The 25,258-nt window shown below is 65.3% G+C and carries 26 protein-coding genes; 13 read left to right on the top strand and 13 right to left on the bottom strand.

The genetic code is table 11. The annotated features are described in order from the left end of the window. Window positions 1–2: 2 nt before the first annotated feature. Window positions 3–1,043 carry an amidohydrolase family protein gene (locus ACFFF7_RS08075; RefSeq protein ID WP_379480859.1) on the bottom strand — a complete coding sequence of 347 codons (1,041 nt, stop codon included), beginning with the start codon at window positions 1,041–1,043 and terminating at the stop codon, window positions 3–5. A gap of 45 nt (window positions 1,044–1,088) precedes the next feature. Beyond that, window positions 1,089–1,730: a TetR family transcriptional regulator gene (locus ACFFF7_RS08070; RefSeq protein ID WP_379480858.1), complete on the bottom strand. Its 642-nt coding sequence runs from the start codon at window positions 1,728–1,730 to the stop codon at window positions 1,089–1,091. A gap of 77 nt (window positions 1,731–1,807) precedes the next feature. Between ACFFF7_RS08070 and ACFFF7_RS08065 the strand changes: the two genes are divergently transcribed. The 8 genes from ACFFF7_RS08065 (at window position 1,808) to ACFFF7_RS08030 (ending at window position 9,128) form a co-directional block, all read left to right on the top strand. Continuing rightward, a complete protein-coding gene (locus ACFFF7_RS08065) occupies window positions 1,808–2,545 on the top strand; it encodes an SDR family NAD(P)-dependent oxidoreductase (protein ID WP_379480857.1) in 738 nt (245 codons plus the stop codon). A 13-nt stretch (window positions 2,546–2,558) separates the two neighbouring features. Beyond that, complete coding sequence (locus tag ACFFF7_RS08060; RefSeq protein WP_379480856.1) at window positions 2,559–3,785, top strand: acyl-CoA dehydrogenase family protein; 1,227 nt, start codon at window positions 2,559–2,561, stop codon at window positions 3,783–3,785. 3 nt (window positions 3,786–3,788) lie between these two features. Then, on the top strand, window positions 3,789–4,568 hold the full coding sequence (locus ACFFF7_RS08055; protein ID WP_379480855.1) for an SDR family NAD(P)-dependent oxidoreductase: 780 nt from the start codon (window positions 3,789–3,791) through the stop codon (window positions 4,566–4,568). Window positions 4,569–4,581: 13 nt separating this feature from the next. Beyond that, complete coding sequence (locus tag ACFFF7_RS08050) at window positions 4,582–6,129, top strand: acyl-CoA synthetase (RefSeq protein ID WP_379480854.1); 1,548 nt, start codon at window positions 4,582–4,584, stop codon at window positions 6,127–6,129. Between the two features lie 13 nt (window positions 6,130–6,142). Beyond that, complete coding sequence (locus tag ACFFF7_RS08045; protein WP_379480853.1) at window positions 6,143–7,183, top strand: alcohol dehydrogenase family protein; 1,041 nt, start codon at window positions 6,143–6,145, stop codon at window positions 7,181–7,183. 43 nt (window positions 7,184–7,226) lie between these two features. Further along, window positions 7,227–7,799, top strand: coding sequence for a sigma-70 family RNA polymerase sigma factor (locus ACFFF7_RS08040; RefSeq protein ID WP_379480852.1), 573 nt, complete (start codon window positions 7,227–7,229; stop codon window positions 7,797–7,799). Between the two features lie 11 nt (window positions 7,800–7,810). Further along, window positions 7,811–8,470, top strand: a complete 660-nt coding sequence (locus ACFFF7_RS08035) for an anti-sigma factor (protein WP_379480851.1) — start codon at window positions 7,811–7,813, stop codon at window positions 8,468–8,470. Window positions 8,471–8,561: 91 nt separating this feature from the next. Beyond that, window positions 8,562–9,128 carry a fasciclin domain-containing protein gene (locus ACFFF7_RS08030; protein WP_379480850.1) on the top strand — a complete coding sequence of 189 codons (567 nt, stop codon included), beginning with the start codon at window positions 8,562–8,564 and terminating at the stop codon, window positions 9,126–9,128. Between the two features lie 95 nt (window positions 9,129–9,223). On the opposite strand, the gene leuA is transcribed toward ACFFF7_RS08030, so the two are convergent. Together leuA and ACFFF7_RS08020 are read right to left on the bottom strand one after the other, a co-directional pair. Then, window positions 9,224–10,894 (bottom strand): 2-isopropylmalate synthase, encoded by a 1,671-nt coding sequence (gene leuA / locus ACFFF7_RS08025; protein WP_379480849.1) that lies wholly within the window; start codon window positions 10,892–10,894, stop codon window positions 9,224–9,226. A 184-nt stretch (window positions 10,895–11,078) separates the two neighbouring features. Beyond that, window positions 11,079–11,384 (bottom strand): PilZ domain-containing protein, encoded by a 306-nt coding sequence (locus ACFFF7_RS08020; protein WP_379480848.1) that lies wholly within the window; start codon window positions 11,382–11,384, stop codon window positions 11,079–11,081. Between the two features lie 207 nt (window positions 11,385–11,591). On the opposite strand from ACFFF7_RS08020, the gene ACFFF7_RS08015 reads away from it, so the two are divergent. Both ACFFF7_RS08015 and ACFFF7_RS08010 read left to right on the top strand, forming a co-directional pair. Beyond that, on the top strand, window positions 11,592–12,809 hold the full coding sequence (locus tag ACFFF7_RS08015; protein ID WP_379480847.1) for a serine hydrolase domain-containing protein: 1,218 nt from the start codon (window positions 11,592–11,594) through the stop codon (window positions 12,807–12,809). After that, window positions 12,809–13,228, top strand: a complete 420-nt coding sequence (locus ACFFF7_RS08010) for a PaaI family thioesterase (protein ID WP_379480846.1) — start codon at window positions 12,809–12,811, stop codon at window positions 13,226–13,228. The genes ACFFF7_RS08015 and ACFFF7_RS08010 overlap by 1 nt, the downstream gene beginning before the upstream one ends. Here ACFFF7_RS08010 and ACFFF7_RS08005 read toward each other — a convergent pair. Then, window positions 13,215–14,381, bottom strand: coding sequence for a CaiB/BaiF CoA transferase family protein (locus tag ACFFF7_RS08005; RefSeq protein ID WP_379480845.1), 1,167 nt, complete (start codon window positions 14,379–14,381; stop codon window positions 13,215–13,217). The two genes, ACFFF7_RS08010 and ACFFF7_RS08005, sit on opposite strands and share 14 nt — an antisense overlap. 82 nt (window positions 14,382–14,463) lie before the next feature. Between ACFFF7_RS08005 and ACFFF7_RS08000 the strand changes: the two genes are divergently transcribed. Continuing rightward, window positions 14,464–15,600, top strand: coding sequence for an epoxide hydrolase family protein (locus ACFFF7_RS08000; RefSeq protein ID WP_379480844.1), 1,137 nt, complete (start codon window positions 14,464–14,466; stop codon window positions 15,598–15,600). Between the two features lie 3 nt (window positions 15,601–15,603). Here ACFFF7_RS08000 and ACFFF7_RS07995 read toward each other — a convergent pair whose 3' ends face one another. The 5 genes from ACFFF7_RS07995 to miaA form a co-directional block, all read right to left on the bottom strand. Further along, window positions 15,604–15,969 (bottom strand): DUF2200 domain-containing protein, encoded by a 366-nt coding sequence (locus ACFFF7_RS07995; protein WP_379480843.1) that lies wholly within the window; start codon window positions 15,967–15,969, stop codon window positions 15,604–15,606. Window positions 15,970–16,031: 62 nt separating this feature from the next. Beyond that, window positions 16,032–17,051 carry a ketol-acid reductoisomerase gene (gene ilvC / locus ACFFF7_RS07990; RefSeq protein ID WP_379480842.1) on the bottom strand — a complete coding sequence of 340 codons (1,020 nt, stop codon included), beginning with the start codon at window positions 17,049–17,051 and terminating at the stop codon, window positions 16,032–16,034. A 115-nt stretch (window positions 17,052–17,166) separates the two neighbouring features. After that, on the bottom strand, window positions 17,167–17,682 hold the full coding sequence (ilvN, locus tag ACFFF7_RS07985; RefSeq protein ID WP_379480841.1) for an acetolactate synthase small subunit: 516 nt from the start codon (window positions 17,680–17,682) through the stop codon (window positions 17,167–17,169). Continuing rightward, window positions 17,682–19,424, bottom strand: coding sequence for a biosynthetic-type acetolactate synthase large subunit (ilvB, locus tag ACFFF7_RS07980; protein WP_379480840.1), 1,743 nt, complete (start codon window positions 19,422–19,424; stop codon window positions 17,682–17,684). The genes ilvN and ilvB overlap by 1 nt, the downstream gene beginning before the upstream one ends. Before the next feature lie 148 nt (window positions 19,425–19,572). Beyond that, entirely contained in the window at window positions 19,573–20,529 is a 957-nt protein-coding gene (gene miaA / locus ACFFF7_RS07975; RefSeq protein WP_379480839.1) for a tRNA (adenosine(37)-N6)-dimethylallyltransferase MiaA, read from the bottom strand. On the opposite strand from miaA, the gene serB reads away from it, so the two are divergent. Together serB and ACFFF7_RS07965 are read left to right on the top strand one after the other, a co-directional pair. After that, window positions 20,522–21,406 carry a phosphoserine phosphatase SerB gene (gene serB / locus ACFFF7_RS07970; RefSeq protein WP_379480838.1) on the top strand — a complete coding sequence of 295 codons (885 nt, stop codon included), beginning with the start codon at window positions 20,522–20,524 and terminating at the stop codon, window positions 21,404–21,406. The genes miaA and serB overlap by 8 nt on opposite strands. 69 nt (window positions 21,407–21,475) lie before the next feature. Beyond that, the gene (locus ACFFF7_RS07965; RefSeq protein WP_379480837.1) at window positions 21,476–22,306 is read left to right on the top strand and encodes a Coq4 family protein; all 831 of its coding nucleotides are present in this window, start codon (window positions 21,476–21,478) and stop codon (window positions 22,304–22,306) included. A gap of 168 nt (window positions 22,307–22,474) precedes the next feature. Here ACFFF7_RS07965 and ACFFF7_RS07960 read toward each other — a convergent pair whose 3' ends face one another. From ACFFF7_RS07960 to purL, 3 genes are read right to left on the bottom strand one after another with little or no spacing between them, the layout of a single operon-like run. Next, window positions 22,475–22,882 carry a DUF3052 family protein gene (locus ACFFF7_RS07960; protein ID WP_379480836.1) on the bottom strand — a complete coding sequence of 136 codons (408 nt, stop codon included), beginning with the start codon at window positions 22,880–22,882 and terminating at the stop codon, window positions 22,475–22,477. 31 nt (window positions 22,883–22,913) lie between these two features. Then, window positions 22,914–23,069, bottom strand: a complete 156-nt coding sequence (locus ACFFF7_RS07955) for a hypothetical protein (RefSeq protein ID WP_379480835.1) — start codon at window positions 23,067–23,069, stop codon at window positions 22,914–22,916. Then, on the bottom strand, window positions 23,069–25,249 hold the full coding sequence (gene purL, locus ACFFF7_RS07950; RefSeq protein WP_379480834.1) for a phosphoribosylformylglycinamidine synthase subunit PurL: 2,181 nt from the start codon (window positions 25,247–25,249) through the stop codon (window positions 23,069–23,071). The genes ACFFF7_RS07955 and purL overlap by 1 nt, the downstream gene beginning before the upstream one ends. Between the last annotated feature and the right edge of the window lie 9 nt (window positions 25,250–25,258).

Genomic DNA, 25,258 nt, shown 5'->3' with positions numbered 1-25,258 from the left:
GGTCAGGTCAGCAGGTGCTCAAGCCCATAGAACCGCGCCGCCGTTCCGGCATAGAGCGCGCGCTTGTCATCGGCGCTGGCGCCGTGGGTCAGGCGCTTGAAGGCGTTCCACAGCACGGCATAGCTCGCCCCCCATTTGTCGACCGGGTAATTGCTCTCGAACATCGCCCGGCTCGGCCCGAACGCCTCGATGCAGGTTTCGATATAGGGCCGCCACATCGCCGCCAACACTTCGGACGAAAGCCCGGCGGCGGGGCCGTGATCGGGCATCCCGGCGAAGGACATGGCCAGACCGCCCAGCTTGACCGAGACATTGGGGCAAGCGGCTAGATCCTTGATCATCGCCCGCCACACGTCGAAGCGTTCGTGCAGCTTGCCGTGATAGCTGCCCATGCCCAGCGGGGTGCCGCAGTGATCGAGGCAGATCGGCTGATCGGGGAAAGCGCGGGCCAGGCTGAGCACATCGCCGAGCTGCGGTTCGAGCAGCCAGGCATCGAAGGTCAGGCCGCGCTTGCCAAGCTCGGCAAAGCCCTCACGGAAGGTGGCGTCGTGATAGAGCCCCTTGGGCGCGTGGAACGGCGGGCCGAGCACTTCGGGATCGGCGTCCCAGGCGGCGGCGTGGCGGATGCCCTTGAAGCGCGGGCTGGCCGCCATCAGCGCGTCGAGCACCGCGCCCGCCGCGCTGCCCTGGGTCAGGTCGGCGTGGCCGATGATCGCCGCGCACAGCCGCGTGTCGCCATAGAGCCCGCTGGCGCTCTGCGCGGCGACGCCGGCGACATATTCGACCTCGCCCAGAACCTTCAGCGCGTCGCTGGCCCCGGCGCGGTAGAACGCACCGCATTCCATGAACACCGTCCCGATCACGTTATGGCCGCTGGTAGCGTCGGCGTGCAGCTCGTTGAAGGTGTAGTACGGCGACAGTGCGATCGCGGCGAGGAACGGGTGCAGCGGTTCGGGAAAGCCCCCTAGCAGCGGGCGCAGGTCCCACAAGTGGTGGTGCGGATCGATGATCGGCAGTTCGGGCTCGAGGATCGCTTCGCTCATGTCCATTCCTCTCTCGTTTTGTCGTTGTGCTGCGTTGTGCGGGTCTCAGTCGTCGATTTCAACCATCGCGGTGAGCGAGCGGGCGATGCGGGTCAAAGTCGCATCGGCGCTCCAGGTCGGATGGGGGCGCGAGCGGTCGGCCAGCTCGGCCTCGCGCGCGGCAAGGATGGCCCCGAGCGCCGAGCCCATGAACAGCAGCCGCTGGTTGAGCTCCTTGCGCGCGACCCGCGGCATCAACTGGCGCACGTGTTCGAAGCAGCGCTGGTAGCCCGAGTTCCAGCGTCCTTCGAGCGCGTCCATGAAGACCATGCGATGGGCCAGGCCCAGGCCGACGACAAAGCGGTTGTAGCATTCGCCCCATTCGGGCGGATCGGGATCGAGCGAGGTGCGCACCAGGCCCTCGATCACCTCGCCGACCGAGCGCGGGCCGCCCGCGGCCTCGACCGCGTCGAGCCAGGCATTGCGCTGGTCGTCAATCCGCCGCGCCCCGTCGACGATCACCGCGCGGATCAGGTCTTCCTTCGATCCGAAGTAATAGCCGACCACCGCGTGGTTCTTCTGCCCGGCGGCGGCGGCGATCTGCCGCACGGTCACCCCGTCGATCCCGCGCTGGGCGAACAGCCGCAGCGCCACCGCCTTGAGGTGTTCGGCTGCGTCGGATCGCGCGGGCAGGGCAGTGCTGGCCATGGTGCAATTCTTAGTTTGACTTCGCCTTACGTCAATTGCATTATCCAAATGGATAAACAAACGATGTGGAGAAGAGGGTGCAAGGCGACACCGACTTTACCGGCAAGCGCGTGCTTGTCGTCGGCGGATCAAGCGGGATCGGCAACGGCATTGCCCACGGCTTCGCCCAGCGCGGCGCACAGGTCCATGTCTGGGGCACCCGGGCCAGCGCCGTCGATTACGATCCCGCGGACGGATCGGACCTGAGCGGTCTGGGCTACACCTGCGTCGATGTCGGCGATCCCGATGCGATCGCCGCCGCGCCATTGCCGTTCGACTCGCTCGACGTGCTGGTGCTGTGCCAGGGCACGGTGGTCTACAAGCGCGGCGAATTTCAGCGGGCCGGGTGGGATCACGTCATGGCGGTCAACCTCGACAGCCTGATGCACTGCGCCAACCATTTCCGCGACCAGCTGGCGGCGGCCAAAGGCAGCATCGTGATCGTCAGTTCGATCTCCGGGCTCAAGGCCAATGTCGGCAATCCGGCTTATGCTGCATCGAAAGCCGGTGCGATCAGCCTGACCAAGACCCTGGGCCAAGCCTGGGCACCGCTGGGCATCCGGGTCAACGGCCTTGCCCCGGGCCTGGTCGATACCAAGCTGACCAAGGTCACCACCGATCATCCCGACCGGCTCGCCGGCGCCCTGGCGCGCATTCCCGACGGGCGGATGGGCACCCCGGCCGACATGGCCGGCGCCGCGATCTTCCTTGCTTCCCCGCTTGCTTCCTACGTCACCGGGCACACCCTGGTGGTCGATGGCGGCCTCTCCCTTTAGAAAAGGCACCAACATGAACTTCGAACACAGCGACAAGGTCAAGGATCTGCTGGCCAAGGTCAGCGCCTTCATGGACCAGCATATCTACCCGGCCGAGCAGGACTATCACGACTACATCACCGATCCCGCCAACCTGTGGAAGGAATGGCCGGGGATGGAACCGCTCAAGGACAAGGCGCGCGCCGCGGGGCTGTGGAACCTGTTCCTGCCGCACGAATACGGCGCATTCTCGCCGGGGCTGACCAACCTCGAATATGCGCCGATTGCCGAGCTCCTGGGCCGGGTGCCGTGGTCGAGCCAGGTGCTCAACTGTTCGGCCCCCGATACCGGCAACATGGAAGTGCTGGCCAAGTTCGGTTCGCCCGAACAGCAGGAAAAGTGGCTCAAGCCGCTGCTCGATGGCACCATCCGTTCGGCCTATGTAATGACCGAGCCGCAAGTCGCCTCGTCCGACGCGACCAATCTTGAACTGTCGATCACCCCCGACGGCGACGACTACGTCCTCAACGGGCGCAAGTGGTGGATTTCCAACGCGATGCATCCGCGCTGCGACATCTGGATCGTGATGGGCAAGACCGATTTCAACGCCCCGCGCCACGCCCAGCATTCGCAGATCCTGGTCGAGCCGAATACGCCCGGAATCACCATCGTGCGCCACCAGACCGTGTTTGGATCGCACAATTCGCCCGGCGGCGAGAGCGAACTGCGCTTCGATAATGTCCGGGTACCCAAGGGCAACCTGATCCTTGGCGAGGGCCGCGGTTTCGAGATCGCGCAGGGCCGCCTCGGGCCGGGCCGGATCCATCACTGCATGCGCTCGATCGGCCAGGCCCAGCGCGCGCTTGAGATCATGGCGCGCCGCGCTGACAGCCGGGTCGCCTTTGGCAAGAAGCTGGCCGACCAGTCGAGCATTCGCCAGGACATCGCCAAGAGCTTTTGCGAGATCGAAATGTCGCGCCTGCTGACCTTGAAGGCGGCCGACGCGATGGACCGTTATGGCAACAAGGTCGCCAAGGATCTGATCGCCGCGATCAAGGTGGTCGCACCGCAGATGGCGCAGACCGTGTGCGACCGCGCGATCCAGGTCCACGGCGGGATGGGGGTTTCGGACGATACGCCGATCGCCCGGTTCTTCACGCTCAACCGCTTCGTGCGCATCGCCGACGGGCCGGACGAGGTCCACATGAGCCAACTCGGCAAGGCCAAGATCAAGGAATATGTCGCGATGAACGAGCGTTAGGCCATGGCTTCGCTGTTCGATCTGACCGGCAAGGTGGCGCTGGTCACCGGCGGCAACAATGGTATCGGGCTGGGCATGGCCGAAGGGCTGGCCCAGCACGGTGCCGCCGTGGTGATCTGGGGTACCAATGCCCAGCGCAACGCGGAAGCTGCCGAGCGGCTGCGCGCGCATGGCGGCGAAGTACGCCACGCCCAGATCGACGTGTCGGATGAAGCGGCGGTCGCCGCGGGCGTCCAGGCCATCGTCGACGAGTTCGGACGGATCGATCAGGCGATTGCCAATGCCGGGATCTCGATCTCGCGCAAAAGCGTGTTCGACATCACCGAGGACGATTTCCGCCGGATCGAGGCGGTCAATGTCCACGGGGTGCTGTTCACCCTGCGCGAGGCGGCGCGCCACATGATCGCGCGGCATGAAGCCGGCGACGGCGGCGGATCGTTGGTCGGCATCTCCTCGACCTCGGCGATCCACGGGGCGGCGCGCAACGAGCACTATGCCGCGACCAAAGGCGCGGTGGTGACGATGATTCGGGCCATGGCGGTCGAGCTGGCGCGCTATGGCATCACCGCCAATTCGATCCTGCCGGGCTGGACCCGTTCGGGCATGACCGAGCGGCTGCAGGGCTGGGACAGGTTCACCGAGGCGGTGATCGGCCGTGTGCCGACCGGCGACTGGCTCGACGGATCCGACTTTTCGGCAATCGCCGTCTACCTCGCCAGCCGGGGAGCGCGCCATCACACCGGCGACACGATCGTGATCGACGGCGGCTATACCATCTTCTGACGGGAGCGAGGGCATGGGCTGGGTCAAGAGCGGCAACCGGGTCCTGACGGGCGATCAGTTCGATCAGCGCGCGCGCCGTGCAGCTGCGGCAATTTCCGCGCTGGGCGTGGGCAAGGGCGACGGCATTGCGCTCTACTTGCGCAACGACCTGGCCTATTTCGAGGCGGTGTTCGGCGCGGGAATGCTTGGCATCTACCCTGTCCCGGTCAACTGGCACTACACGGTGGACGAGGCCAATTACCTGCTGACCGACAGCGGGGTGAAACTGCTGCTGATCCACGCCGATCTCTATCCGCCGATCAAGGACGCGATTCCCGCTGGGCTGCCGGTGGTGATCGTCGAAACCCCGCCTGAAGTGCGCGAGGCCTATGGTCTGGGACCAGTCCCAAATCCCGCCGGGCTGCCGCTGTGGGCCGACCTGGTCGATGCGGCCGATCCGTGGCCGGGCGAGGCGGGGATCGCGCCCAGTTCGATCATCTACACCTCAGGCACCACCGGGCGGCCCAAGGGTGTGACCCGCCCGGCCTTTACCGAGGAACAGAACCAGGCGGTCAGCGCGATGCTCGCCGGTTCCTATGGCTATGCCGAGGTGCTGGCCGGCACGCGCGATCCGGCGACGATCACCACCGCGGTGATCGGCCCGGTCTATCACTCCGCGCCCAATGCCCATTCGGCCTTCTCGATCCGGGTCGGGGCCAATGTGGTGATCTGCCCGCGCTTCGATGCCGAGGCCCTGCTGGCGCTGATCGAGAAGGAGGGGATCACCCACCTCAACATGGTCCCGATCATGTTCAACCGGCTGCTGCGCCTGCCTGACGAGGTGAAGCGCAAGTACGACCTCTCAAGCCTGCAGTTCGTCACCCACGCCGCCGCGCCGTGCCCGCCGCCGGTCAAGCGGGCGATGATCGACTGGTGGGGGCCGGTGATCTGGGAATATTACGGATCAACCGAGATGGGCAATGTCACCAGCCTGTCGTCGGCGGAATGGCTGGCCCATCCGGGCTCTGTCGGCAAGGTCATGCCCGGGGCGACCGTGCGCGTGGTCGACGATGCGGGGCAGGACGTTCCGGCCGGAACCATCGGCGAGGTGATGGGCCGCAACAGCTACGGCATCGATTTCACTTACCAGAACGCCCCGGAAAAGCGCGCCTCGATGGAAAAGTACGGCCTCGTGACCCCCGGCGACATGGGCTATTTCGACGCCGACGGGTTCCTCTACCTGTGCGACCGGATCAACGACATGATCATCTCGGGCGGGGCGAACATTTACCCGGCCGAGATCGAGGCCGAACTGCACAAGCTGCCCGGCGTGGCCGACTGCGCGGTGTTCGGCATTCCCGACGAGGAATTCGGCGAAAGCGTGATGGCGGTGGTCCAGCCGTCGCCGGGCGCGGTGCTGACTGCTGCGGGGCTTCAGGCCGAACTGCGCAAGGTGCTGACCGGCTACAAGGTGCCGCGCCGGATCGACTTCGCGGACGGTCTGCCGCGCGAGGATTCGGGCAAGATTTTCAAGCGCAAGCTGCGCGAACCCTTCTGGGAAGGGCGCGAGCGGCGAATTTGACAAGGATGCGATGATGAAAGCTCTGCGATACCACGGCGCGCGCGACGTGCGCTTCGAGGCGATGGACGATCCGGTGCCCGAATCGGACCGCGATGCCGTGGTCAAGGTCACCGCCTGTTCGATCTGCGGATCGGACCTGCACATCTACCACGGCCACGGCTTTTCCGAGGACATGGGCTTCTGCGTCGGGCACGAGGCAGTGGGCGAAGTGGTCGAGGTCGGCCGCGCAGTGCAGCGGGTCAAGGTCGGCGACAAGGTCATGCTGCCCGCCGCGGTGGGCTGCGGCGCGTGCCGCTCGTGCCTGGCCGGCAATGTCGCCAACTGCGAGTTCGGGCTGGGTGCCTGCTACGGGCTGTCGGCCAAGCTGCAGGGCTCGCAGGCCGAGGCGGTGCGGGTGCCCGCGGCGGACATGAACGCGGTCAAGGTGCCCGATGGCGTCTCGATGGAACAGGCGCTGATGATGACCGACGCCATGGCCACCGCGTGGTACGGCGCGCGGCGGGCGGATATCCGGCCGGGTTCGTCGGTGGCAGTGATCGGGCTCGGGCCGATCGGGCTGATGGCGGTCGAGAGCGCCTTCGTGATGGGCGCGCACGTGGTCTATGCGATCGACCCGATTGCCGAGCGCCGGGCGATGACCGCGCACACCGGGGCGATCGTGCTCCACCCCGAAGAGGCGCTCGACCGGATCAAGGAAGACACCCGCGGGGCCAAACTCGAATGTGTGGTCGAAGTGGTCGGCAGCGATGCGACGGTTGATCTCGCGCTGCGGCTGGTGGCGCGGCGCGGTACCGTCTCGGTGATCGGGGTGCAGCAAAGCCGCCGCTATGCCTTCCCGCTCGAACGCGCCTTCGCCGCCGGGCTGACCTTCCGCGCCGGAACCTGCTCGGTACCCGAGGAACTGCCCGCGCTGTTCCCGCTGGTCCAGTCGGGCCGACTCAAACCCGAACGCTACATCAGCCACCGCCTGCCACTGAGCGAGGGGGCCGAGGCCTACCGCCTGTTCGAAGCGCGCGAGGCCGGGGCGCTCAAGATGGTGCTGACGCCGGGATAGGGCATGGCCAGCGGATGCGGCGGCTGCTATCCGCACGAGCCTGATGCCGCCTGAGCCCCTCGAACCGCCAGCTTCGCTTGAACGCGCGGCGCTTGCCCGCGCGCTGACCCGTGTCGCCCTGCAGGACCGCGACGCGCTGCAAGAGGTCTATCGCCGCACCTCGCGGAAGCTTTTCGGCATTTGCCTGCGTATCTTCGGCGAACGGGCCGATGCGGAGGACGCGATGCAGGACGTATTTCTGACCATCTGGCACCGCGCCGGCAGCTTCGATCCGGCGCGGGGCAATCCGGTCACCTGGCTCGCCACGCTGACCCGCAACCGCGCGATCGATCTGCTGCGCCGCTCGGGGCGTCGTCCTACTGCACCGCTGGAACTGGCCGATGATGTGGCTGACAGTACGCCCGATGCCGAAGCCGGCCTGATCGCGCAGGATGAGGACGGACGAATCGAACACTGCATCCAGTCCCTGGCGAAAAGCGACGCGGCGATGATCCGCACGGCCTTTTTCGAAGGGACGACCTACGCCGATCTGGCGGAGCGTGCGGCCATGCCGCTCGGCACCGTGAAAAGCCGGATCCGCCGCGCCTTGCTCAAATTGCGGGAGTGCCTGACATGACTGGTCCTGGCATGAGCGACGACGACGACCTGATGGCGGCGGAGCTGGCGCTTGGCCTGGCGGGTGATCCGGCGGCAGCCGCCAGACGCGCTGCGGACCCGGCCTTTGCCGAGCGCGTGGCCTGGTGGGAAATGCACTTTGCCGGGCTGACCTCAACGCTGGGTGCGGAGCCCTCGCCCGATTTGTGGCCGCGAATTGCTGCCCGGTTGCCGCAGAACGACAACCCGCGTGGCGTGCTGCGCTGGAAGCTGATCAGCGGTGGGCTTGCAGTGGTTAGTGCCGTGACCTTGTTCATGCTGGCCCAGCGCCCGCAGATCGAATTGCCACCGGCACCCGCTGCGCCAGCTGTTGCCAGCCTTTCGGGTGAGAAGGGCAGCGCGCTGGCAATCAGCTATGACATGACGACCCGGCGATTGACCGTCGCTCCGGTCCAACTGGATCCCGGCAAGGGCGACGCCGAACTGTGGGTTATCCCTGTGGGATCAAGCGAAGCCGTATCACTTGGCGTGATCGACGCGCACAAGCCGGTAACGCACCAGCTTGCCCCGGCCCAGGCGCGTTTGGTGGCGGCGGGGGCGACCTTTGCAATCTCGCTGGAGCCGGTCGGTGGATCGCCGACAGGACATGCCACCGGGCCGATCGTCGCCAGCGGAAAGTTGGTCGAGACGTAATTTTTTCGTGAGCCATGCATCCGCCGCGCCGGTGGCGACGTAACTTGGCTGCTGGAGCGATTGGACGCCCGGCATCCAAGGAGTATCCCTGATGAAGCTCAAGCTTGCATTCGCCGCGACCGCGCTGTCGCTGATGGTCGCCCCGGCACTTGCCGGAAACATGCACGGCATGCACGGCGGTAACCCGATGGTTGGCGGCGCCGCGATGTATCCCACCAAGAACATCATCGAAAATGCCGTCAATTCGAAGGATCACACCACGCTGGTCGCCGCGGTCAAGGCCGCTGGCCTGGTCGAAACGCTGTCTGGTCCGGGACCGTTCACCGTCTTCGCGCCGACCAATGCTGCCTTCGATCGTCTGCCCGCCGGCACGGTCGACACGCTGCTCAAGCCCGAAAACAAGGGCACGCTGACCGCGGTGCTGACCTATCACGTCGTCGCCGGGCGCGTGACCAGTGGTCAACTGGTCAGCATGATTGCGAAGGGCAAGGGCAAGGCGACGATCACCACGGTCAACGGCGCCAAGCTGACCGCCAAGAAGATGGGCAAGAACATCGTCCTGGTCGATGCCAAGGGCGGTGTTTCGACCGTTACCACGGCCAACGTGATGCAGTCGAACGGTGTGATCCACGTGATCGACCGCGTCCTGCTGCCCTAGCCTGAACGCTCGCGCACGGCCGCACCGTCGCGCGCCGCAACGAGCCCCGTCGGCAGCTCCACCCCCTCCCTGCCGGCGGGGCTCAACCGCAAACGTCAGGCGACACCGTTCGCCGCGCTGAGCACCGCCCGGACGCTGGCAGTCGCCACATCCTCGTCGATGCCGACGCCCCAGATCGTCTTGCCGTCTGCGCCGACGCATTCGACGTAGGCAGCGGCGCGCGCGTCCGATCCGGCGGTCATGGCGTGTTCCGAATAGTCCTTGACCTCAAGCACGACCCCGAAGGCGTCGCGCAGCGTGCCTACCACCGAGCTGATAAGCCCGTTGCCGCGACCCGAGACCGATTGCTCCTTGCCGTCGAGGGCGATCTTGCCGGCGAACAGCCGGGTGCCGTCGGGGGCCTTCGATTCCTCGTAGTCGATCAGCTGGAAATGCTGCGGAGTGTTGAGCTTGTAGGTCCGCTGGAACACCGCCCAGATATCCTCGGCAAACAGTTCGCGGCCCAGCTCGTCGGCCAGCGCCTGGACCTGGGTCGAGAAATGCGCCTGCATCTTCTTGGGCAGCTTGAGCCCCTGGTCCTGTTCGAGCACCCAGGCGAAGCCGCCCTTGCCCGATTGCGAATTGACCCGAATCACCGCTTCGTAACTGCGCCCCAGGTCGGCCGGATCGATCGGCAGGTAAGGCATTTCCCAGACCGGATCGTTCTTCGCCTCCATCGCGGCAAAGCCCTTCTTGATCGCGTCCTGGTGGCTGCCCGAAAACGAGGTGTAGACCAGTTCGCCGACATAGGGATGGCGCGGGTGGATCGGCAGCTGGTTGCAGTATTCAACCGTCTTGGCGATCGCGTCGATGTCGGAGAAATCGAGCTCCGGATCGACGCCCTGGGTGTACATGTTGAGCGCGACGGTAACGAGATCGCAGTTGCCGGTGCGCTCACCATTGCCGAACAGACAGCCTTCGACCCGGTCGCCGCCGGCCATCAGCCCCAGTTCGCAGGCGGCGATGCCGGTGCCGCGATCGTTATGGGTGTGCAGGCTGATCACCACGCTGTCGCGGTTGGGGATCATCCGCCCGAACAGTTCGACCTGGTCGGCATAGATGTTGGGGGTGGCGCATTCGACCGTTGCGGGCAGGTTGAAAATGATCGGCTTGTCCGGGGTCGGCTGCAGCACGTCCATCACCGCGGCGCAGACCTCGACCGAATATTCGACTTCGGCGGTGGAGAAGGTTTCCGGGCTGTATTCGAAGCGCCAGTCGGTGCCGTGATATTTCGCCGCCTGGTCGCGCAGCACCTTCGCCCCTTCGATCGCTATCGCCTTGATCTGGTCCTTGTCCATCCCGAACACGACCTTGCGCCATACCGGCGAGACCGCGTTGTAGAGGTGGACGATGGCGCTGTGGGCGCCTTCCAGGCTGGCAAAGCTGGTCTCGATCAGGTCGCGGCGCGACTGGGTCAGGACCTGGACGATCACGTCATCGGGGATGCGTCCGTCCTTGACCAGGCCAGAGATGAAATCGAAATCGGTTGCGCCCGAGGCGGGGAAGCCGACTTCGATCTCCTTGACTCCGACCTTGAGCAACAGATCGAAGAACCGGCTTTTCTTTTCGGCACCCATCGGATCGATCAGCGCCTGGTTGCCGTCGCGCAGATCGGTGGAAAGCCAGCGCGGCGCCTGCGTGATGGCACGGCTGGGCCACTGCCGGTCGGGCAGGTTGATCGGCGGGAAGGGGCGGTACTTGTCCCCGGGGGTCTTGAGCATGCTCATTACGGTGTCTCGGCTTTGGCTTGTGCGACGGTGAAGGCGGTGTTCACTTTCCCTTGAGCGGCGCTGCGTGCCGATCAGGTCGCACGCCAGCCTACGCCCAAGGGCGGATAAGTCGCAGGGTAAGGCCAAGCGCGAGGGTCATGCCGCAGCCTATGGCGAGGCTGCGGGGCGATGTAAAGGCTGTTTAGGCGGCGCGCGCGGCGGGACGCAGCGACGGCATCAGCCGATCGTAGACCGCATCATGCAGGTCACGCTCGAACTCGATCCCGACCAGCCCGTCCTCGATCCACAGCACTTTCGACGGCATGTATTCCAGCCCGGGCAAGCGCACCAGCACGCGTCCGTCCACTTCGAACGAGATCGCCTCGCGCGCGATCATGCAGCCGACGATCGACAGGTCGAGCACCCGCACTTCGGCGACCATGCCCGATTTCATCCGGCATTTGGCCAGGATGAAGGGCCGTTCCGGCGGGGTTTCCTCGATTTCCATCGTCTGGCCTACTCTGCTGGGCTGTCGTGCTGCACAGGGTATTGCAGAAGGTCCTTGGCAGCACGCTGACAGACCTGGGCAACGCGCGGTAAGCAGGTACGGTTAACCGGCGGGCAGGAATTGCCGGTAGCTGCATTGGCGGCTTGCCCAGCCCGGCTGCAGCGGCAATACAGGTGCGAAACTGCAACCCATCATACCGGAGCCGCCATGAACTTCAGTGCCCGATCCGCAGGTTTCGATGCCGTCCGCCTGGCCCGCATCGATGACCTGATCAAGGACCGCTACCTCGACACCGGAAAGCTCGCCAATGCGCAGGTGCTGGTCGCGCGCGATGGCCAGATCGCGCATTTCTCATCGCAGGGACCGGCGCGCGAAGGCGGCAAATTGCTGGCCGAGGACGCGCTGTTCCGCATCGCCAGCATGACCAAGCCGGTGACCTCGATCGCCTTCATAATGCTGCTGGAAGAAGGCAAGGTCGCGCTGGATACGCCGGTCCACCACGTGCTGCCAGAGTTCAAGGAGCTGGGCGTTTACAACGGCGGCGGGGGCGGGGTGCCATTTCTGACCGGGCCGCTGGGTCGGCCGATGCTGATGCTCGATCTGCTGCGCCACACCTCTGGGCTGACCTACAGCTTCCAGAACCGCGGCAATGTCGATGCGGCCTACCGCGAAGGCAAGATCGAGAACTGGCACGGCAACCTGGACCTCGATGGTTTTGTGGCCGCGCTTGGCAGGATCCCGCTGGAATTTTCACCGGGTGAGGCGTGGAACTATTCGGTGTCGACCGATGTGCTGGGCGCAATTGTCCAGCGGGTTTCGGGCCAGCCGCTCGAGATGTTTTTCCACGACCGGATCTTCGCCCCGCTGGGAATGGTCGACACCTTCTTCACCGTGCCTGCGGACAAGACCGACCGCCTGACCGATTGCTATACCCTGGTCCCGGGGAAGGGCCGCGTGATGTATGACCGCGGCGCGGAAAGCGCGTGGAGCCGGGCGCCCAAACTCGTTTCGGGCGGCGGCGGTCTGGTCTCCACATCGCTCGACTATCACCGATTCTGCCGGATGCTGCTCGATGGCGGCGAACTGGACGGCGTGCGCATTGTCAGCCGCAAGACGATTGATCTGATGACGCTCAATCACCTGCCCGATGGCGGTGACCTGGCCGGCTGGTCGAAATCGCTGTTCAGCGAGGCGGCAATGGCCGGGGTCGGCTTCGGGCTGGGCTTTGCCGTGAACAAGGACGTTGCCAAGACGATGATCCCCGGCTCGGTCGGCGAATTCTATTGGGGCGGGATGTTCTCGACCGCGTTCTTCGTCGATCCGGTCGAGCGGGTAACGATGGTGTTCATGACCCAGCTGTCGCCATCGAGCGCCTATCCGATCCGGCGCGAGCTCAAGACCCTGATCTATTCGGCGCTGCTGTGATGACGGTGAATGCGCTTTACGAGGAGATGGGCCTGACCCGGATCGTCGAGATCGATCCGGCGGGTCGCGCGGTGTTGGAATATGCTGCGAAGCCGGCACAGTGCCATTCCGGCGGGGTGGTGCAGGGCGGCTTTGTCACGGGTTGGATCGACGCGGCCATGGCCCATGCGGCGATTGCGCTGGCGGGCAACGATGTCGTGCCAATGACGCTGGAGCTGAAAGTCAGCTTTTTTGCCTCGGCCCGGCCCGGTCCTGTCTTTGCCGAGGCCTGGGCGGTCAAGCACGGCAAGCGCACCGCCTTTTACGAAGGCCAGCTCAAAGACGGGGCGGGCACCATTCTGGCCAAGGCATCGAGCACATTGGCGATGATCGACCGGGCCAAGGTTGAGGCGGCCTCTGCCGCGGCTACCGCCGCTTAGCCAGTTCCGCCCGGATTTCCGCGCCGTGCTGATCAAGCAGCGGCGGCATCAGCGCGTCGTTGGCACTATCGCCCGCGGAGAAGCGCACCGGCTGCGCCTGTTCGAAATAGGCGCCTTCGCTTGGATGAACCCGCCGCGTGAAAAAGCCGGTTGCCGCAAGGTGCGGGTCGTCGATCACTTCCGACAGGTCGCGGACCGCCTGCGCGGGCAATTGCGCGGCGTCGCAGCGGCGCTGCAGTTCGGCGGTGGTGAACCGGGGCGTCAGTTCGGCGATATGCCGGTACAGCTCGTCCTGGTGGCGGACCCGGCCGCCCTTTTCATTGAAGCGTTCGGCGGTGATGAAGTCCGGATCGTCCAGTATCGCAAAAACCCGGTCCCACGCGTCATAGGTGTACATGACGATCGAGATCGCGCCGTCGCTGGTCGGGAAGGGCTGGCGCACCGGATCGACCTGGCGGGCATAGCCGACTGGGCCGACCGGCGGATCGAAGGTCTGCCCGCCCAGGTGTTCCAGCAGCATGAAACTGGAAAACACCTCGAACATCGGAACCTCGACGTATTGGCCCACGCCGGTCTTCTCCCGCGCATAGAGCGCAGCCAGCGCGCCATAGGTGGCGTGAAGTCCGGCGACCTTGTCGGCGATCAGCGAAGGCAGGTAACGCGGACGCGGATCGCCATCGACCCGCGGCAGCAGCGTCGCCGTGCCGGTCGCGGCCTGGATCACGTCGTCATAGGCCTGGAGATCGGCATAGGGGCCGTCCTGCCCGAAGCCGACGCAATGCACGTAGATCAGCCGCGGATTGAGCGCCTGAACGCTGGCGTAATCGAGGCCGAGCCGTTTCAGCGCATTGCCGCGCACATTGACCACGAACAGATCGGCATCCGCCAATAGCTGGTGCATCACGGCAAGATCGTCCGCCGACTTGAGGTCCAGCGCGATCGAACGCTTGCCGCGATTTACCGCCATGAAGCCGGGCGCCATACCCGGGGTCCCGGCGGCCTGCGCCGACCAGCGGAACGCATCGCCCATGCCCGGGCTCTCGACCTTGATCACCTCGGCGCCAAGATCGGCCAGAATTTGCGTGCAATAGGGGCCGAACACGACACTGGTCAGATCGACAACCTTGACCCCGGCAAGCTGTGGCTGGACCATGCATTTTCCTCTGACTGCTCGCTGCCCACTATCTTTAATCGTGCGATTAACACAATCGCGAAGTTAGGTTAGGCTCCGCACCATGACACAGATTCGCCCCTTCACGCTCAATGTCGCCCAGCCTCACCTCGACGACCTCAAGCAGCGCATCGCCCAGACCCGCTGGGCCGAGCGCGAGACGGTCGAGGACTGGTCACAAGGCGCGCCGCTCGACGCGGTGAAGGATCTGCTCGGCTATTGGCGCAAGGATTATGACTGGCGCCGGTGCGAGGCGCGGCTCAATGCGCTGGGCCAGTTCGTGACCGAGATCGACGGGCTCGATATTCACTTCCTCCACGTACGTTCGCCCCATCCGGAAGCCATGCCGCTGATCATGACGCACGGCTGGCCCGGCTCAGTCATCGAGTTCATGGGCGTGATCGAACAGCTCGCCGATCCGGTGAAGTTCGGCGGCCGTGCCGAAGATGCCTTCCACGTGGTCGCGCCGTCGCTGCCGGGATTCGGCTTTTCCGGCAAGCCGGCGGAGAAGGGCTGGGGGGTGGAGCGAATCGCCCGCGCCTGGGGCGATCTGATGGCCCGTCTGGGATACAGCCGGTGGGTGGCGCAAGGCGGCGACTGGGGCAGCGCAGTGACCACGTCGATCGGGGTGCAGCACTTGCCCGGATGTGTCGGGATTCACCTCAACATGCCGATCGGGCGGCCAACGGCGGAGGACCTGCAAAGCCCGAATGCTGCCGAATTGAAGGCTTTGACCGCCCTCAAGCACTATCAGGACTGGGATTCGGGCTATTCTACCCAGCAGCGCACCCGGCCGCAGACGGTCGGATACGGGCTGGTCGATTCGCCCGTCGGGCTGGCGGCGTGGATTTTCGAGAAGATGTGGGCCTGGACCGACAACCAGGGTTCACCCTACGACGCGCTGAGCCGTGATGCGATTCTGGATAACATCATGCTCTACTGGCTGCCGGCGACGGGCGCCTCTTCGGCGCGGCTTTATTGGGAAAGCTTCGCCAGCTTCGTTCCGCAGGAGATTGCCCTGCCGGTTGCCGTCAGCGCGTACCCCAAGGAAATCCTGCCGACACCCCGCAAGTGGGCGGAACGCAATTACAAGCGGCTGGTCCATTGGGGCGAGATGGAAAAAGGCGGGCACTTTGCCGCGTGGGAACAGCCCGAGGCCTTCGTGAACGAGCTGCGCACCGCCTTTGCGCTGATGCGCTAGGCCTCAGACAGGGCGGCGCAGGATCTTATCCATCGGTCCGCCCCTGGCCAGTTCGTCGACCAGCTTGTCGAGGATGCGGATCTCGCGCATCGTCGGCTCTTCGATCGCTTCGACCCGCACGCCGCAGACCAGGCCTGTTACCAAGTCGCGGTCCGGATTGAGCGCTGGGGCCTGATCGAAAAAGGCCTCGCAATCGATTCCGCTGTCCAGCGCCGCGGCAAGGCTGTCGCCTGCATAGCCGGTGTGCCAGGCGATGACCGCATCGACCTCTGCCTTGCTCCGGCCTTTGCGCTCGACCTTGGCCAGGTAGAGTGGATAGATCCGGGCAAACGGCATCGCGTAAATGCGCGGCTTGGCGTTGGCTTTCACGGCGAACTCCGGGGCAGGAGGCTGAAAGCGCAATCCTGCTCCGGAGCTTGCCTCGGGTCGAGTCAGTTCTTGGCCTGGTCGACCAGCTTGTTCTTGCCGATCCACGGCATCATTGCGCGCAGCGCCGAGCCGGTCTTTTCGATCTGGTGGGCTTCGGCGGCCTTGCGGGCGGCCTTCAGCTCGGGCTGGCCGGCGCGGTTGTCGAGCACGAAGTTCTTGACGAAGCGGCCCGACTGGATGTCGGCCAGCACGCGCTTCATCTCGGCCTTGGTCTCGGCGGTGATGATCCGCGGGCCGGTGGTGATGTCACCGTATTCGGCGGTGTTGCTGATCGAATAACGCATGTTGGCGATGCCGCCTTCATAGAGCAGGTCGACGATCAGCTTGGTTTCGTGAAGGCATTCGAAATAGGCCATTTCGGGGGCGTAGCCAGCCTCGACCAGGGTTTCGAACCCGGCCTGGATCAGGTGGGTGATCCCGCCGCACAGCACCGCCTGCTCGCCGAACAGGTCGGTCTCGCACTCTTCCTTGAAGTTGGTTTCGATGATCCCGCTGCGGCCGCCGCCGACGCCCGAAGCATAGGCCAGCGCGACGTCATGGGCATTGCCGGTGGCGTCCTGATGCACCGCGATCAGGCACGGCACGCCGCCGCCCTTCTGGTACTCACTGCGCACGGTGTGGCCGGGACCCTTGGGCGCGATCATGATCACGTCGATGTCGGCGGGAACCTCGATCAGGCCGAAGTGGATGTTGAGGCCGTGCGCGAAGGCCAGCGCCGCGCCGGGCTTCATGTTGCCCTTGAGATCGTTGTCCCAGATCGCTGCCTGGTGTTCGTCAGGGGCAAGGATCATCAGCACGTCGGCCCACTTGGCGGCGTCGCTGTTGCTCATCACCTGGAACCCGGCGGCTTCGGCCTTCTTGGCGCTGGCCGAACCGGGACGCAGCGCGATCGCCACGTCCTTGACTCCGCTGTCGCGCAGGTTCTGCGCGTGGGCGTGGCCCTGTGAACCATAGCCAACGATGGCGATCTTCTTGCCCGTGACCAGGTTCAGGTCGGCGTCGGCGTCGTAATAGACTTTCATTTCAATCCCTCAGTTCGTCATTCCCGCGAAAGCGGGAACCCATCTCCCGCGCCTTCGTAAATCGCACCCGTCCGTGATGGGTCCCCGCCTTCGCGGGGATGACGGTGGTTGTCTTCTAAATCCCTTCGGCCCCGCGCATCATCCCGACCACCCCGGTGCGGCCGACCTCGACCAGGCCAAGCTCGCGCATCAGCGCGACGAAGCGGTCGATCTTGTCGGGATTGCCGGTCAGCTCGAAAATGAAGCTGCTGGTGGTGGTGTCGATCACCTTGGCCCGGAATACGTCGGCCAGGCGCAGCGCCTCGACCCGCGCCTCGCCCGTGCCGGCGACCTTGACCAGCGCCAGTTCGCGCTCGACATGATCCCCGGCCTCGGTCAGGTCTATGACCTTGTGCACCGGGACGAGGCGGTCGAGCTGGGCGTGGATCTGGTCGATCACCGCGGGCGGGCCGTGGGTGACGATGGTGATCCGGCTGAGCGCGTGGTTTTCGGTTATGTCGGCCACGGTCAGGCTGTCGATGTTATAGCCGCGCGCGGTGAACAGCCCGGCGATCTTGGCCAAGATGCCGGCCTCGTTGTCGACGGTGATGGTCAGGACGTGGCGTTCGGACGCCTCCTTATGGATCTTCATCAAACCAGCGCCTTGGCTTCGTCGTCCATCGATCCGGCGACCTTGTCGCCGTAAAGGATCATCTCGGTGTGCGCCGCGCCGCTGGGGATCATCGGGAAGCAGTTGGCTTCCTTGGCGACCAGGCAATCGACGATCACCGGCCCGTCGTAATCGATCATCGCCTGGATTCCGGCGTCGAGCTGGCTTTCGTTCTCGATGCGGATGCCCTTCCAGCCGTATGCCTCGGCCAGCTTGACGAAATCGGGCAGGCTGTCCGAATACGAATTGGAATAGCGGCTCTCGTAGGTCAGTTCCTGCCACTGGCGGACCATGCCCATCCATTCGTTGTTGAGCACGAAGATCTTGACCGGCAGACGGAACTGCGTGGCGGTGCCCAGCTCCTGGATGTTCATCTGAATCGAGGCGTCGCCGGCGATGTCGATCACCAGGCTGTCGGGATTGCCGAGCTGCGCGCCGATCGCCGCGGGCAGGCCGTAGCCCATCGTACCGAGCCCGCCTGAGGTCAGCCACTTGTTGGGGCCAAAGAAGCGGAAGTACTGCGCCGCCCACATCTGGTGCTGGCCGACTTCGGTGGCGATGATCGGGTCCTTGTCGCGGGTCAGCGCGAACAGCCGTTCGACCGCCAGCTGCGGCATGATCGCCTTGGTGTCGGCGGGATAGGCCAGGCTGTCACGCGCGCGCCAGCCGTTGATCCGCGCCTTCCACTCGGTCAGATCCTGCGCCTTGCGGCTGCCCCAGGCGGTCACCAGCTGGTCGAGCACCATTGCGCAGTCGCCCAGGATCGGCAGGTCGACGTGGACAGTCTTGTTGATCGAGGCGCGGTCGATGTCGATGTGGATCTTGGTCGAATTGGGCGAGAACGCGTCGAGCCGTCCGGTCACCCGGTCGTCGAAGCGCGCGCCGATGCAGACCAACAGGTCGCAGCGGTTCATCGCCATATTGGCTTCGAAAGTGCCGTGCATCCCCAGCATTCCCAGCCAGTCGGCGTGATCGGCGGGGAAGGCACCCAGGCCCATCAGGGTCGAGGTCACCGGCGCACCGCTGAGCTGCTGCAGGGTGCGCAGCAGTTCGGTCGCGCGCGGGCCGGAATTGATCATCCCGCCGCCGGTGTAGAAGATCGGTGCCTTGGCATTGGCCAGCAACTCGATCGCGCGGGCGATATCGCGGTCACTGCCGGTCGAGGGCGGGTTGTAGCGCTGCGGGCGCTGCGGCGGCGCGTCGGTCCAAGTCGCCGAGGCGATCTGCACGTCCTTGGGAATGTCGATGACAACCGGGCCGGGGCGGCCAGTGGTGGCGATCTGGAACGCCTCGTCGATGATCGCTGCCAGCTCGGCCGGGTCCTTCACCAGATAGTTGTGCTTGGTGCAGTGGCGGGTGATGCCGATGGTGTCGGCTTCCTGGAAGGCGTCCGATCCGATCAGCGCGGTCGGGACCTGTCCAGTGATCACCACCAGCGGAATCGAATCCATGAAGGCATCGGCGATTCCGGTGACGGCATTGGTCGCGCCGGGGCCGCTGGTGACCAGCACCACCCCGGGCTTGCCGGTCGAGCGGGCATAGCCTTCGGCGGCGTGGGCCGCGCCGGCTTCGTGGCGCACCAGGATGTGGCGGATCCGGGCATCGTCGAACAGCGCGTCATAGATCGGCAGCACCGCCCCGCCGGGATAGCCGAAGACGAATTCGACCCCCTGCCGCGCCAGGCTTTCGACCAGGATTGATGCGCCGCTGCGCTCTTCGCTCACCGTACTACCTTCCACACTGCATTCGATGTTTGTCAAAGAATGACCCGGCACAGTCAGGCTGCGCCGGGTCTTCCTCTCCAACTCGCACAAAGTCCCGCGAACGGGAAGTGATGACGCCCCTATGAGACAGTTTGTATCGTGTCAAGCCCTAAGTGTGAAACAATGATGCGAAAACATCGTGCAAATTGTAATCAAAATCTTCCAGGCGTGGCCACTCGGGCGGCGGCTGGCGCCGGAACCAGGTGAACTGGCGCTTGGCATAGTTGCGGGTCGCCTGCGCGCCGCGCGCCAACGCCGTGTCATGGTCGATCTCGCCGCGCAGCAGGGCGGCGATCTCGGGCACCCCGATCGCGCGCATCACCGGCAGGTCGGGATCGAGCCCGCGCGCCAGCAGCGCCGCAACCTCGGCCTGCGCGCCGCCATGCAGCATCTGCGCAAAGCGGCGGTCGCAGCGCGCATAGAGCCAGTCGCGCGGGGGCAGCAGGATCGCCGGGTGGAGGCTGACGGCCTGGCTGATCCCGCCAACCTTGTGCTCCTGCCAGTCGGCCATCGCCCGTCCGGTCGAGCGCACCACTTCCAGCGCCCGCGCCACGCGCGTCGCATCGTTGGGGGACAGCGCTGCAGCGCGCGCCGGGTCCTCATGCAGCAGCGCCGCATAGGCTTCGGCGACGGGCAGGGCGCGTACCGCCGCGCGCACCGCCGGGTCGATCGGCGGAACCGGCGCGATCCCGTCAAGCAGCGTGCGGATGTAGAGCCCGGTGCCGCCGACCAGCACCGGCACCGCGCCATCGCCATGGATTGCAGTGATTTCAGCGCGGGCGCTGGCGGCCCAATCGGCTGCCGAACAGGCTTGCGCGCCGTCCCAGGTGCCGAACAGCCGGTGTTCGATCCCGCCCATCTCCTCCAGTGTCGGGCGGGCGCTGAGCACTTCGAGGTCGGCGTAGACCTGCGCGCTGTCGGCATTGATCACCACTGCCTTGCGCCCCGCCTCGGTCAGTGCCTGGGCGAGCCGCACCGCCAGATCGCTCTTGCCGCTGGCGGTCGGCCCTGCAATGAGCGCCAGCGGCGGCCGATGGGCCGAAGTGAAGGATGCAGCAGTGCTCATTGCCCGCGTGATAGCAGAACCGGACCACCTTTCGGCAAGTCTCGACCGCGCAGCGGCCGCGATCGCTGCGGCGGGGATGCAACTGGCGGGGGCCGAGATGCTGTCGTTCTGTGATACGACGCTGCAGCTTGAACTGGTCGGCGGCGATGCTGCCATGCTCGGCACAATCATCGACGAGTGCTTCGGTCCCTGCGACCGGCTGATTGCCGATCACGAGCCGCAGGTGCCGCACCTGTTCGTCTCGGACATGGATTCGACCATGATCGGCCAGGAATGCATCGATGAACTGGCCGACTATGCCGGGATCAAGCCGCAGATCGCCGCGATCACCGAGCGCGCGATGCAGGGCGAGCTCGACTTTTCGGCGGCGCTGCGCGAGCGGGTAATGCTGCTGCAGGGACTGTCGGTCGACGCGATCGCCGATTGTCTGGCGACCCGGATTACCCCGATGGCGGGCGCCCGGACCCTGGTCGCGACGCTAAAGGCGCATGGCTGCCGCACCGTTCTGGTCACCGGGGGCTTTCATCACTTCGCCGATCCGGTCGCCCGGCAGCTCGGCTTCGAACGCGTCGTCGGCAACCGCCTTGCGGTGGAAGAGGAGCGGCTGACCGGCGGACTGGTCGGGGCGATCACCGACAGCACGGTCAAGCAGCAGGTGCTGCGCGCCGAAGCCGCCGAGATTGGCGGGCACGCTGTGTCGCTGGCCACCGGCGACGGGGCCAACGATATCCCGATGCTGGAAGCAGCGACCTATGGCATTGCCTATCGCGCCAAGCCCAAGGCACGTGCGGCGGCCGACGGCACCATCGATCGCGGCGACCTGACCGACGTTTTGCGCCTGCTGGGGATCCCGCGCGACCAATGGGTGCTGGGCTGACCTGTGCGATTGGGTTGCGATGTGCAACTCCCTATTGACAAGACTGTAAGTAGTTCGCATTATCGGGCCATGAACATGCAGACCGCCATTGCTCCCGCCGCGGTGAACTTCGCCGCTGAAGACCTGCCGATGATGCTGCCGGGTCGGCCGAAGATGCGTTACGACCTGCTCAGGGCGTGGCGGCATTTCAAGGAACTGGTCAAGGACAAGGAAGACACCTCGCAGGTGTCCGAGATCTTTCAGGCCCTGCCGTGGCGTGGGATCTATGACGCGGCGCTAAGCTTCCTGAAGACCGAGCGTGCGCAGGAAATCCGCCGCACGGAGCCATCGCTGGTGGCGATCCTCGATGACCATGAAACCTTGCGCAAGACGCCGGCTGGCAGCCTGGGCCACGCCTATTGCGACTTCATGGAACGCGAGGGGCTTTCCGCCCAGGGCCTGGTCGACGAGCTTGACAAGAACCGCCCGGCCGACCTCTATTTCGACGATCAGGTCACCTGGTACTTCAACCGCATGCGCGACACCCACGATCTGCTCCACGTGCTGACCGGTTTCGGCCGCGATGCGCTGGGCGAGCAGTGCGTGCTCGCTTTCACCTACAGCCAGCAGCCCAGCCTGGCCCACCTGTTCCTGGGCTATGCCGGTGCGTTCGAAGTCAAGAAGCACAAGGTGGTCAAGGTTCCGGTGTTCCACGCCGTGCGCGAGGCACAGAAGCTGGGCAAGGCCTGTCCGCGCCTGGTCGAACAGTCGATCCGCGAATTGCTTGCCATGCCGCTCGAAGATGCGCGCGCAAAGCTGAACATCGCCCGTCCGAGCTATTACTGGGACGCCCACGCCAAATGGCGCGCCGCCGGGGTCGACCCCTATGACCTGATGGCACCGGTGCAGCAGGCGGCCTGAACCGCTAAATCCTCTCCATTTTCACGGAGTGCAAATGGGGAGGTGGCAGTCGCTTCGGCGACTGACGGAGGGGTCTCTGCCCTCTCGCCATTTCCCGTCCGTCTCGTCCTGCGGACGATCCGCCTCCCCATTTGTGGCATTCGCCAAAAATGGAGAGGAGCTAATTGCTCAGCGCAGTTCTTTCCTGATCACCAGTTTAAGTCCCGACCAGACATCGTCGACTGCGCAAACCTTGGTGTCGACCAGGCCCAGCGGCAGGGCGAACTCGCGGATGGTGTCCTCGGTGATGTCGCTTGCCACGCCCGAAGCCTGCTTGGGCCAACTTACCCAGATCTGACCGTCTGATGCAATCTGCTGACGTAGCGGCGTAAGCCGCTTTTCGAGCGCCGCGCGGTCAGTCACAAAAAGATGGGCTCCATCGATCCCGTCGGCCGGATTGGCGACAAAGGTCAGTTCCAGCGCATATTCGGCGATCTCGTCGAAGACGTCTTCGGGCATGGCATCGAACCACACCCGCATCCCGTCACGCAGGTTGAGCTTCTTGGCGAGGGGGGTGCCGGAATAGCCTGTCGTCATTGTGTGCTCCAAACGCATTAGTAAGCCGCCCTCAACCCCCGCGCTTGGCCTTATGCTCACCGATCAGCCCGTCGAGCGCGGCGATGCGGTTGCGTTCCGGGGTGCCGATCGGCAGGCCTTTCAACCGGCAGGTCGCCCACAGCTGCTTGCGCTCGCTTTCCAGCGCCTTGAGGTAGAGGTCGGCCATCAGCCTTCCATCCAGTCGCGGAAGAAGCTGTCCCTCGCTTCGCGCAGCGCGGCGAGCGCGATCGGCTTGCCATTGACCACCAACGCGTCTCCGCCGGTCATGCCGATCTTCTCGAAAGGCACCGTGCTGCGATCGAGCGGGCAATCGGCGCGGTACGTGACCAGGTAGCGCGACTGGCTCTCGTTGAAGGCGAAGGGCGTGTCCATCGCGTCGAGCGTGATCCCGATGTTCCCGGCCAGGGCCATTTCCGCCGCCGCGACCAGCAGGCCGCCGTCGCTGATGTCGTGAACCGCCGTAACCAGGCCCTCGGCGATCAGCCGGCGCACGACTTCAGCGTTGAACCGCTCGTCGCCCAGATCGACCTGGGGCGGCTCGCCGTCTTCGCGGCCGTGGATCTCGCGCAGCCACAGCGACTGGCCCAGCTCGGGATAGCTTGGTCCGATCACCGCCAGGCATTCGCCCGCGGTCTTGACCGCGATCGTCGCCATCCTGGCATAGTCGTCCATCAGGCCGACACCGCCGATCGCCGGGGTCGGCAGGATCGCCGAGCCACCGCCAGTGGCCTTGCTTTCGTTATAAAGCGAAACGTTGCCGCTCACGATCGGGTAGTCGAGCGCGCGGCAGGCGTCGCCCATGCCGCGCAGGGCTTCGACGATCTGGGCCATGATCTCGGGCCGCTGGGGGTTAGCGAAGTTGAGGCAGTTGGTGATTGCGAGCGGGGTCGCGCCGACGGCTGACAGGTTGCGATAGGTTTCCGCCACCGCCTGCTTGCCGCCTTCGTAGGGGTCGGCATAACAATAGCGCGGGGTGCAGTCGGTGGTCATGGCCAGCGCCTTGCGGCTGCCGTGGAGCCGCACCACCGCCGCGTCGCCGCCGCCTTTCTGCAGGGTGTCGGCGCCAACCTGGCTGTCGTACTGCTCCCAGATCCAGCGCCGGCTGGCGAGATCGGGGCAGGCCATCAGCTTCAAGAGGTCCGCGCCAATGTCGGTGCTTTCGGGCACGTCGCCCAGCGGCTTGACCGCGGCCCAGGCCTTGTACTCCTCCAGGCTCAGTGCGGGCCGGTCGTAAAGCGGCGCATCCTCGGCCAGCGGGCCAAGCGGAATGTCGCAGACGGTGTCGCCCTGCCAGGTCAGCACCATGTGGCCGGTATCGGTCACTTCGCCGATCACCGCGAAATCCAGCTCCCACTTCTTGAAGATCGCTTCGGCCATCGGCTCCTTGCCGGGCTTGAGCACCATCAGCATCCGCTCCTGGCTCTCGCTCAGCATCATCTCGTACGGCGTCATGCCCTCTTCGCGGCACGGTACCTTGTCCATGTCGAGGATGATCCCGGCCTTGCCGTTGGTCGCCATTTCGACCGAGCTTGAGGTCAGCCCTGCCGCGCCCATGTCCTGGATCGCGACGATCGCGTCGGTCGCCATCAGCTCGAGGCAGGCCTCGATCAGCAGCTTTTCGGTGAAAGGATCGCCGACCTGGACGGTCGGGCGCTTTTCTTCCGAATCCTCGCCGAAGTCGGCGCTGGCCATGGTCGCGCCGTGGATCCCGTCGCGCCCGGTCTTGGAGCCGACATAGACGATCGGATTGCCGATCCCGGTGGCGGCGGAATAGAAGATCTTGTCCTGATCGGCGACGCCCACGGTCATTGCGTTGACCAGGATATTGCCGTCATAGGCAGGATGGAAATTGGTTTCGCCGCCCACGGTCGGGACGCCGACGCAGTTGCCGTAGCCGCCGATCCCGGCGACCACGCCCTTGACCAGGCTCTTCATCTTGGGATGATCGGGCCGGCCGAAGCGCAGCGCGTTGAGGTTGGCGACGGGCCGCGCACCCATGGTGAAGACATCGCGCAGGATCCCGCCGACCCCGGTCGCCGCGCCCTGGTAGGGTTCGATGTAGCTGGGATGGTTGTGGCTCTCCATCTTGAAGATCGCCGCCTGATTGTCGCCGATGTCGATCACCCCGGCGTTCTCGCCCGGGCCGCAGATCACCCACGGGGCTTCGGTCGGCAGCTTCTTGAGGTGGATGCGGCTCGATTTGTAGCTGCAATGCTCCGACCACATCACCGAGAAGATTCCCAGCTCGACCAGGTTGGGCTCGCGCCCCAGGGCGTGGAGGACGCGCTGGTATTCGTCCTCGGACAGCCCGTGTTGGGCGACGATCTCTGCGGTGATTTCGGCCATGCGCGGCCC

The organism is Novosphingobium aquiterrae, assembly GCF_042434435.1.
GTDB classification, from domain to species: domain Bacteria; phylum Pseudomonadota; class Alphaproteobacteria; order Sphingomonadales; family Sphingomonadaceae; genus Novosphingobium; species Novosphingobium aquiterrae.
The sequence above is the reverse complement of the archived record's forward strand: the minus strand, read 5'-3'. Positions and strand labels throughout refer to the sequence as shown.

Bases quoted from the DNA above. Each gene is read 5' to 3' on its own strand.
- leuA (WP_379480849.1), bottom strand. From the start codon at position 10,894: ATGAGCATGCTCAAGACCCCCGGGGACAAGTACCGCCCCTTCCCGCCG.
- ACFFF7_RS08005 (WP_379480845.1), bottom strand. From the start codon at position 14,381: ATGGTCCAGCCACAGCTTGCCGGGGTCAAGGTTGTCGATCTGACCAGT.
- ACFFF7_RS08070 (WP_379480858.1), bottom strand. From the start codon at position 1,730: ATGGCCAGCACTGCCCTGCCCGCGCGATCCGACGCAGCCGAACACCTC.
- ACFFF7_RS08050 (WP_379480854.1), top strand. From the start codon at position 4,582: ATGGGCTGGGTCAAGAGCGGCAACCGGGTCCTGACGGGCGATCAGTTC.
- ACFFF7_RS08020 (WP_379480848.1), bottom strand. From the start codon at position 11,384: ATGGAAATCGAGGAAACCCCGCCGGAACGGCCCTTCATCCTGGCCAAA.
- ACFFF7_RS08060 (WP_379480856.1), top strand. From the start codon at position 2,559: ATGAACTTCGAACACAGCGACAAGGTCAAGGATCTGCTGGCCAAGGTC.
- ACFFF7_RS08045 (WP_379480853.1), top strand. From the start codon at position 6,143: ATGAAAGCTCTGCGATACCACGGCGCGCGCGACGTGCGCTTCGAGGCG.
- ACFFF7_RS08055 (WP_379480855.1), top strand. From the start codon at position 3,789: ATGGCTTCGCTGTTCGATCTGACCGGCAAGGTGGCGCTGGTCACCGGC.
- ACFFF7_RS08040 (WP_379480852.1), top strand. From the start codon at position 7,227: ATGCCGCCTGAGCCCCTCGAACCGCCAGCTTCGCTTGAACGCGCGGCG.
- ACFFF7_RS07955 (WP_379480835.1), bottom strand. From the start codon at position 23,069: ATGGCCGACCTCTACCTCAAGGCGCTGGAAAGCGAGCGCAAGCAGCTG.
- ACFFF7_RS07965 (WP_379480837.1), top strand. From the start codon at position 21,476: ATGAACATGCAGACCGCCATTGCTCCCGCCGCGGTGAACTTCGCCGCT.
- purL (WP_379480834.1), bottom strand. From the start codon at position 25,249: ATGGCCGAAATCACCGCAGAGATCGTCGCCCAACACGGGCTGTCCGAG.
- ACFFF7_RS07960 (WP_379480836.1), bottom strand. From the start codon at position 22,882: ATGACGACAGGCTATTCCGGCACCCCCCTCGCCAAGAAGCTCAACCTG.
- ilvN (WP_379480841.1), bottom strand. From the start codon at position 17,682: ATGAAGATCCATAAGGAGGCGTCCGAACGCCACGTCCTGACCATCACC.
- ACFFF7_RS08030 (WP_379480850.1), top strand. From the start codon at position 8,562: ATGAAGCTCAAGCTTGCATTCGCCGCGACCGCGCTGTCGCTGATGGTC.
- ACFFF7_RS08010 (WP_379480846.1), top strand. From the start codon at position 12,809: ATGACGGTGAATGCGCTTTACGAGGAGATGGGCCTGACCCGGATCGTC.
- miaA (WP_379480839.1), bottom strand. From the start codon at position 20,529: ATGAGCACTGCTGCATCCTTCACTTCGGCCCATCGGCCGCCGCTGGCG.
- ACFFF7_RS08000 (WP_379480844.1), top strand. From the start codon at position 14,464: ATGACACAGATTCGCCCCTTCACGCTCAATGTCGCCCAGCCTCACCTC.
- ACFFF7_RS08035 (WP_379480851.1), top strand. From the start codon at position 7,811: ATGAGCGACGACGACGACCTGATGGCGGCGGAGCTGGCGCTTGGCCTG.
- ACFFF7_RS08015 (WP_379480847.1), top strand. From the start codon at position 11,592: ATGAACTTCAGTGCCCGATCCGCAGGTTTCGATGCCGTCCGCCTGGCC.
- ilvC (WP_379480842.1), bottom strand. From the start codon at position 17,051: ATGAAAGTCTATTACGACGCCGACGCCGACCTGAACCTGGTCACGGGC.
- ACFFF7_RS08075 (WP_379480859.1), bottom strand. From the start codon at position 1,043: ATGAGCGAAGCGATCCTCGAGCCCGAACTGCCGATCATCGATCCGCAC.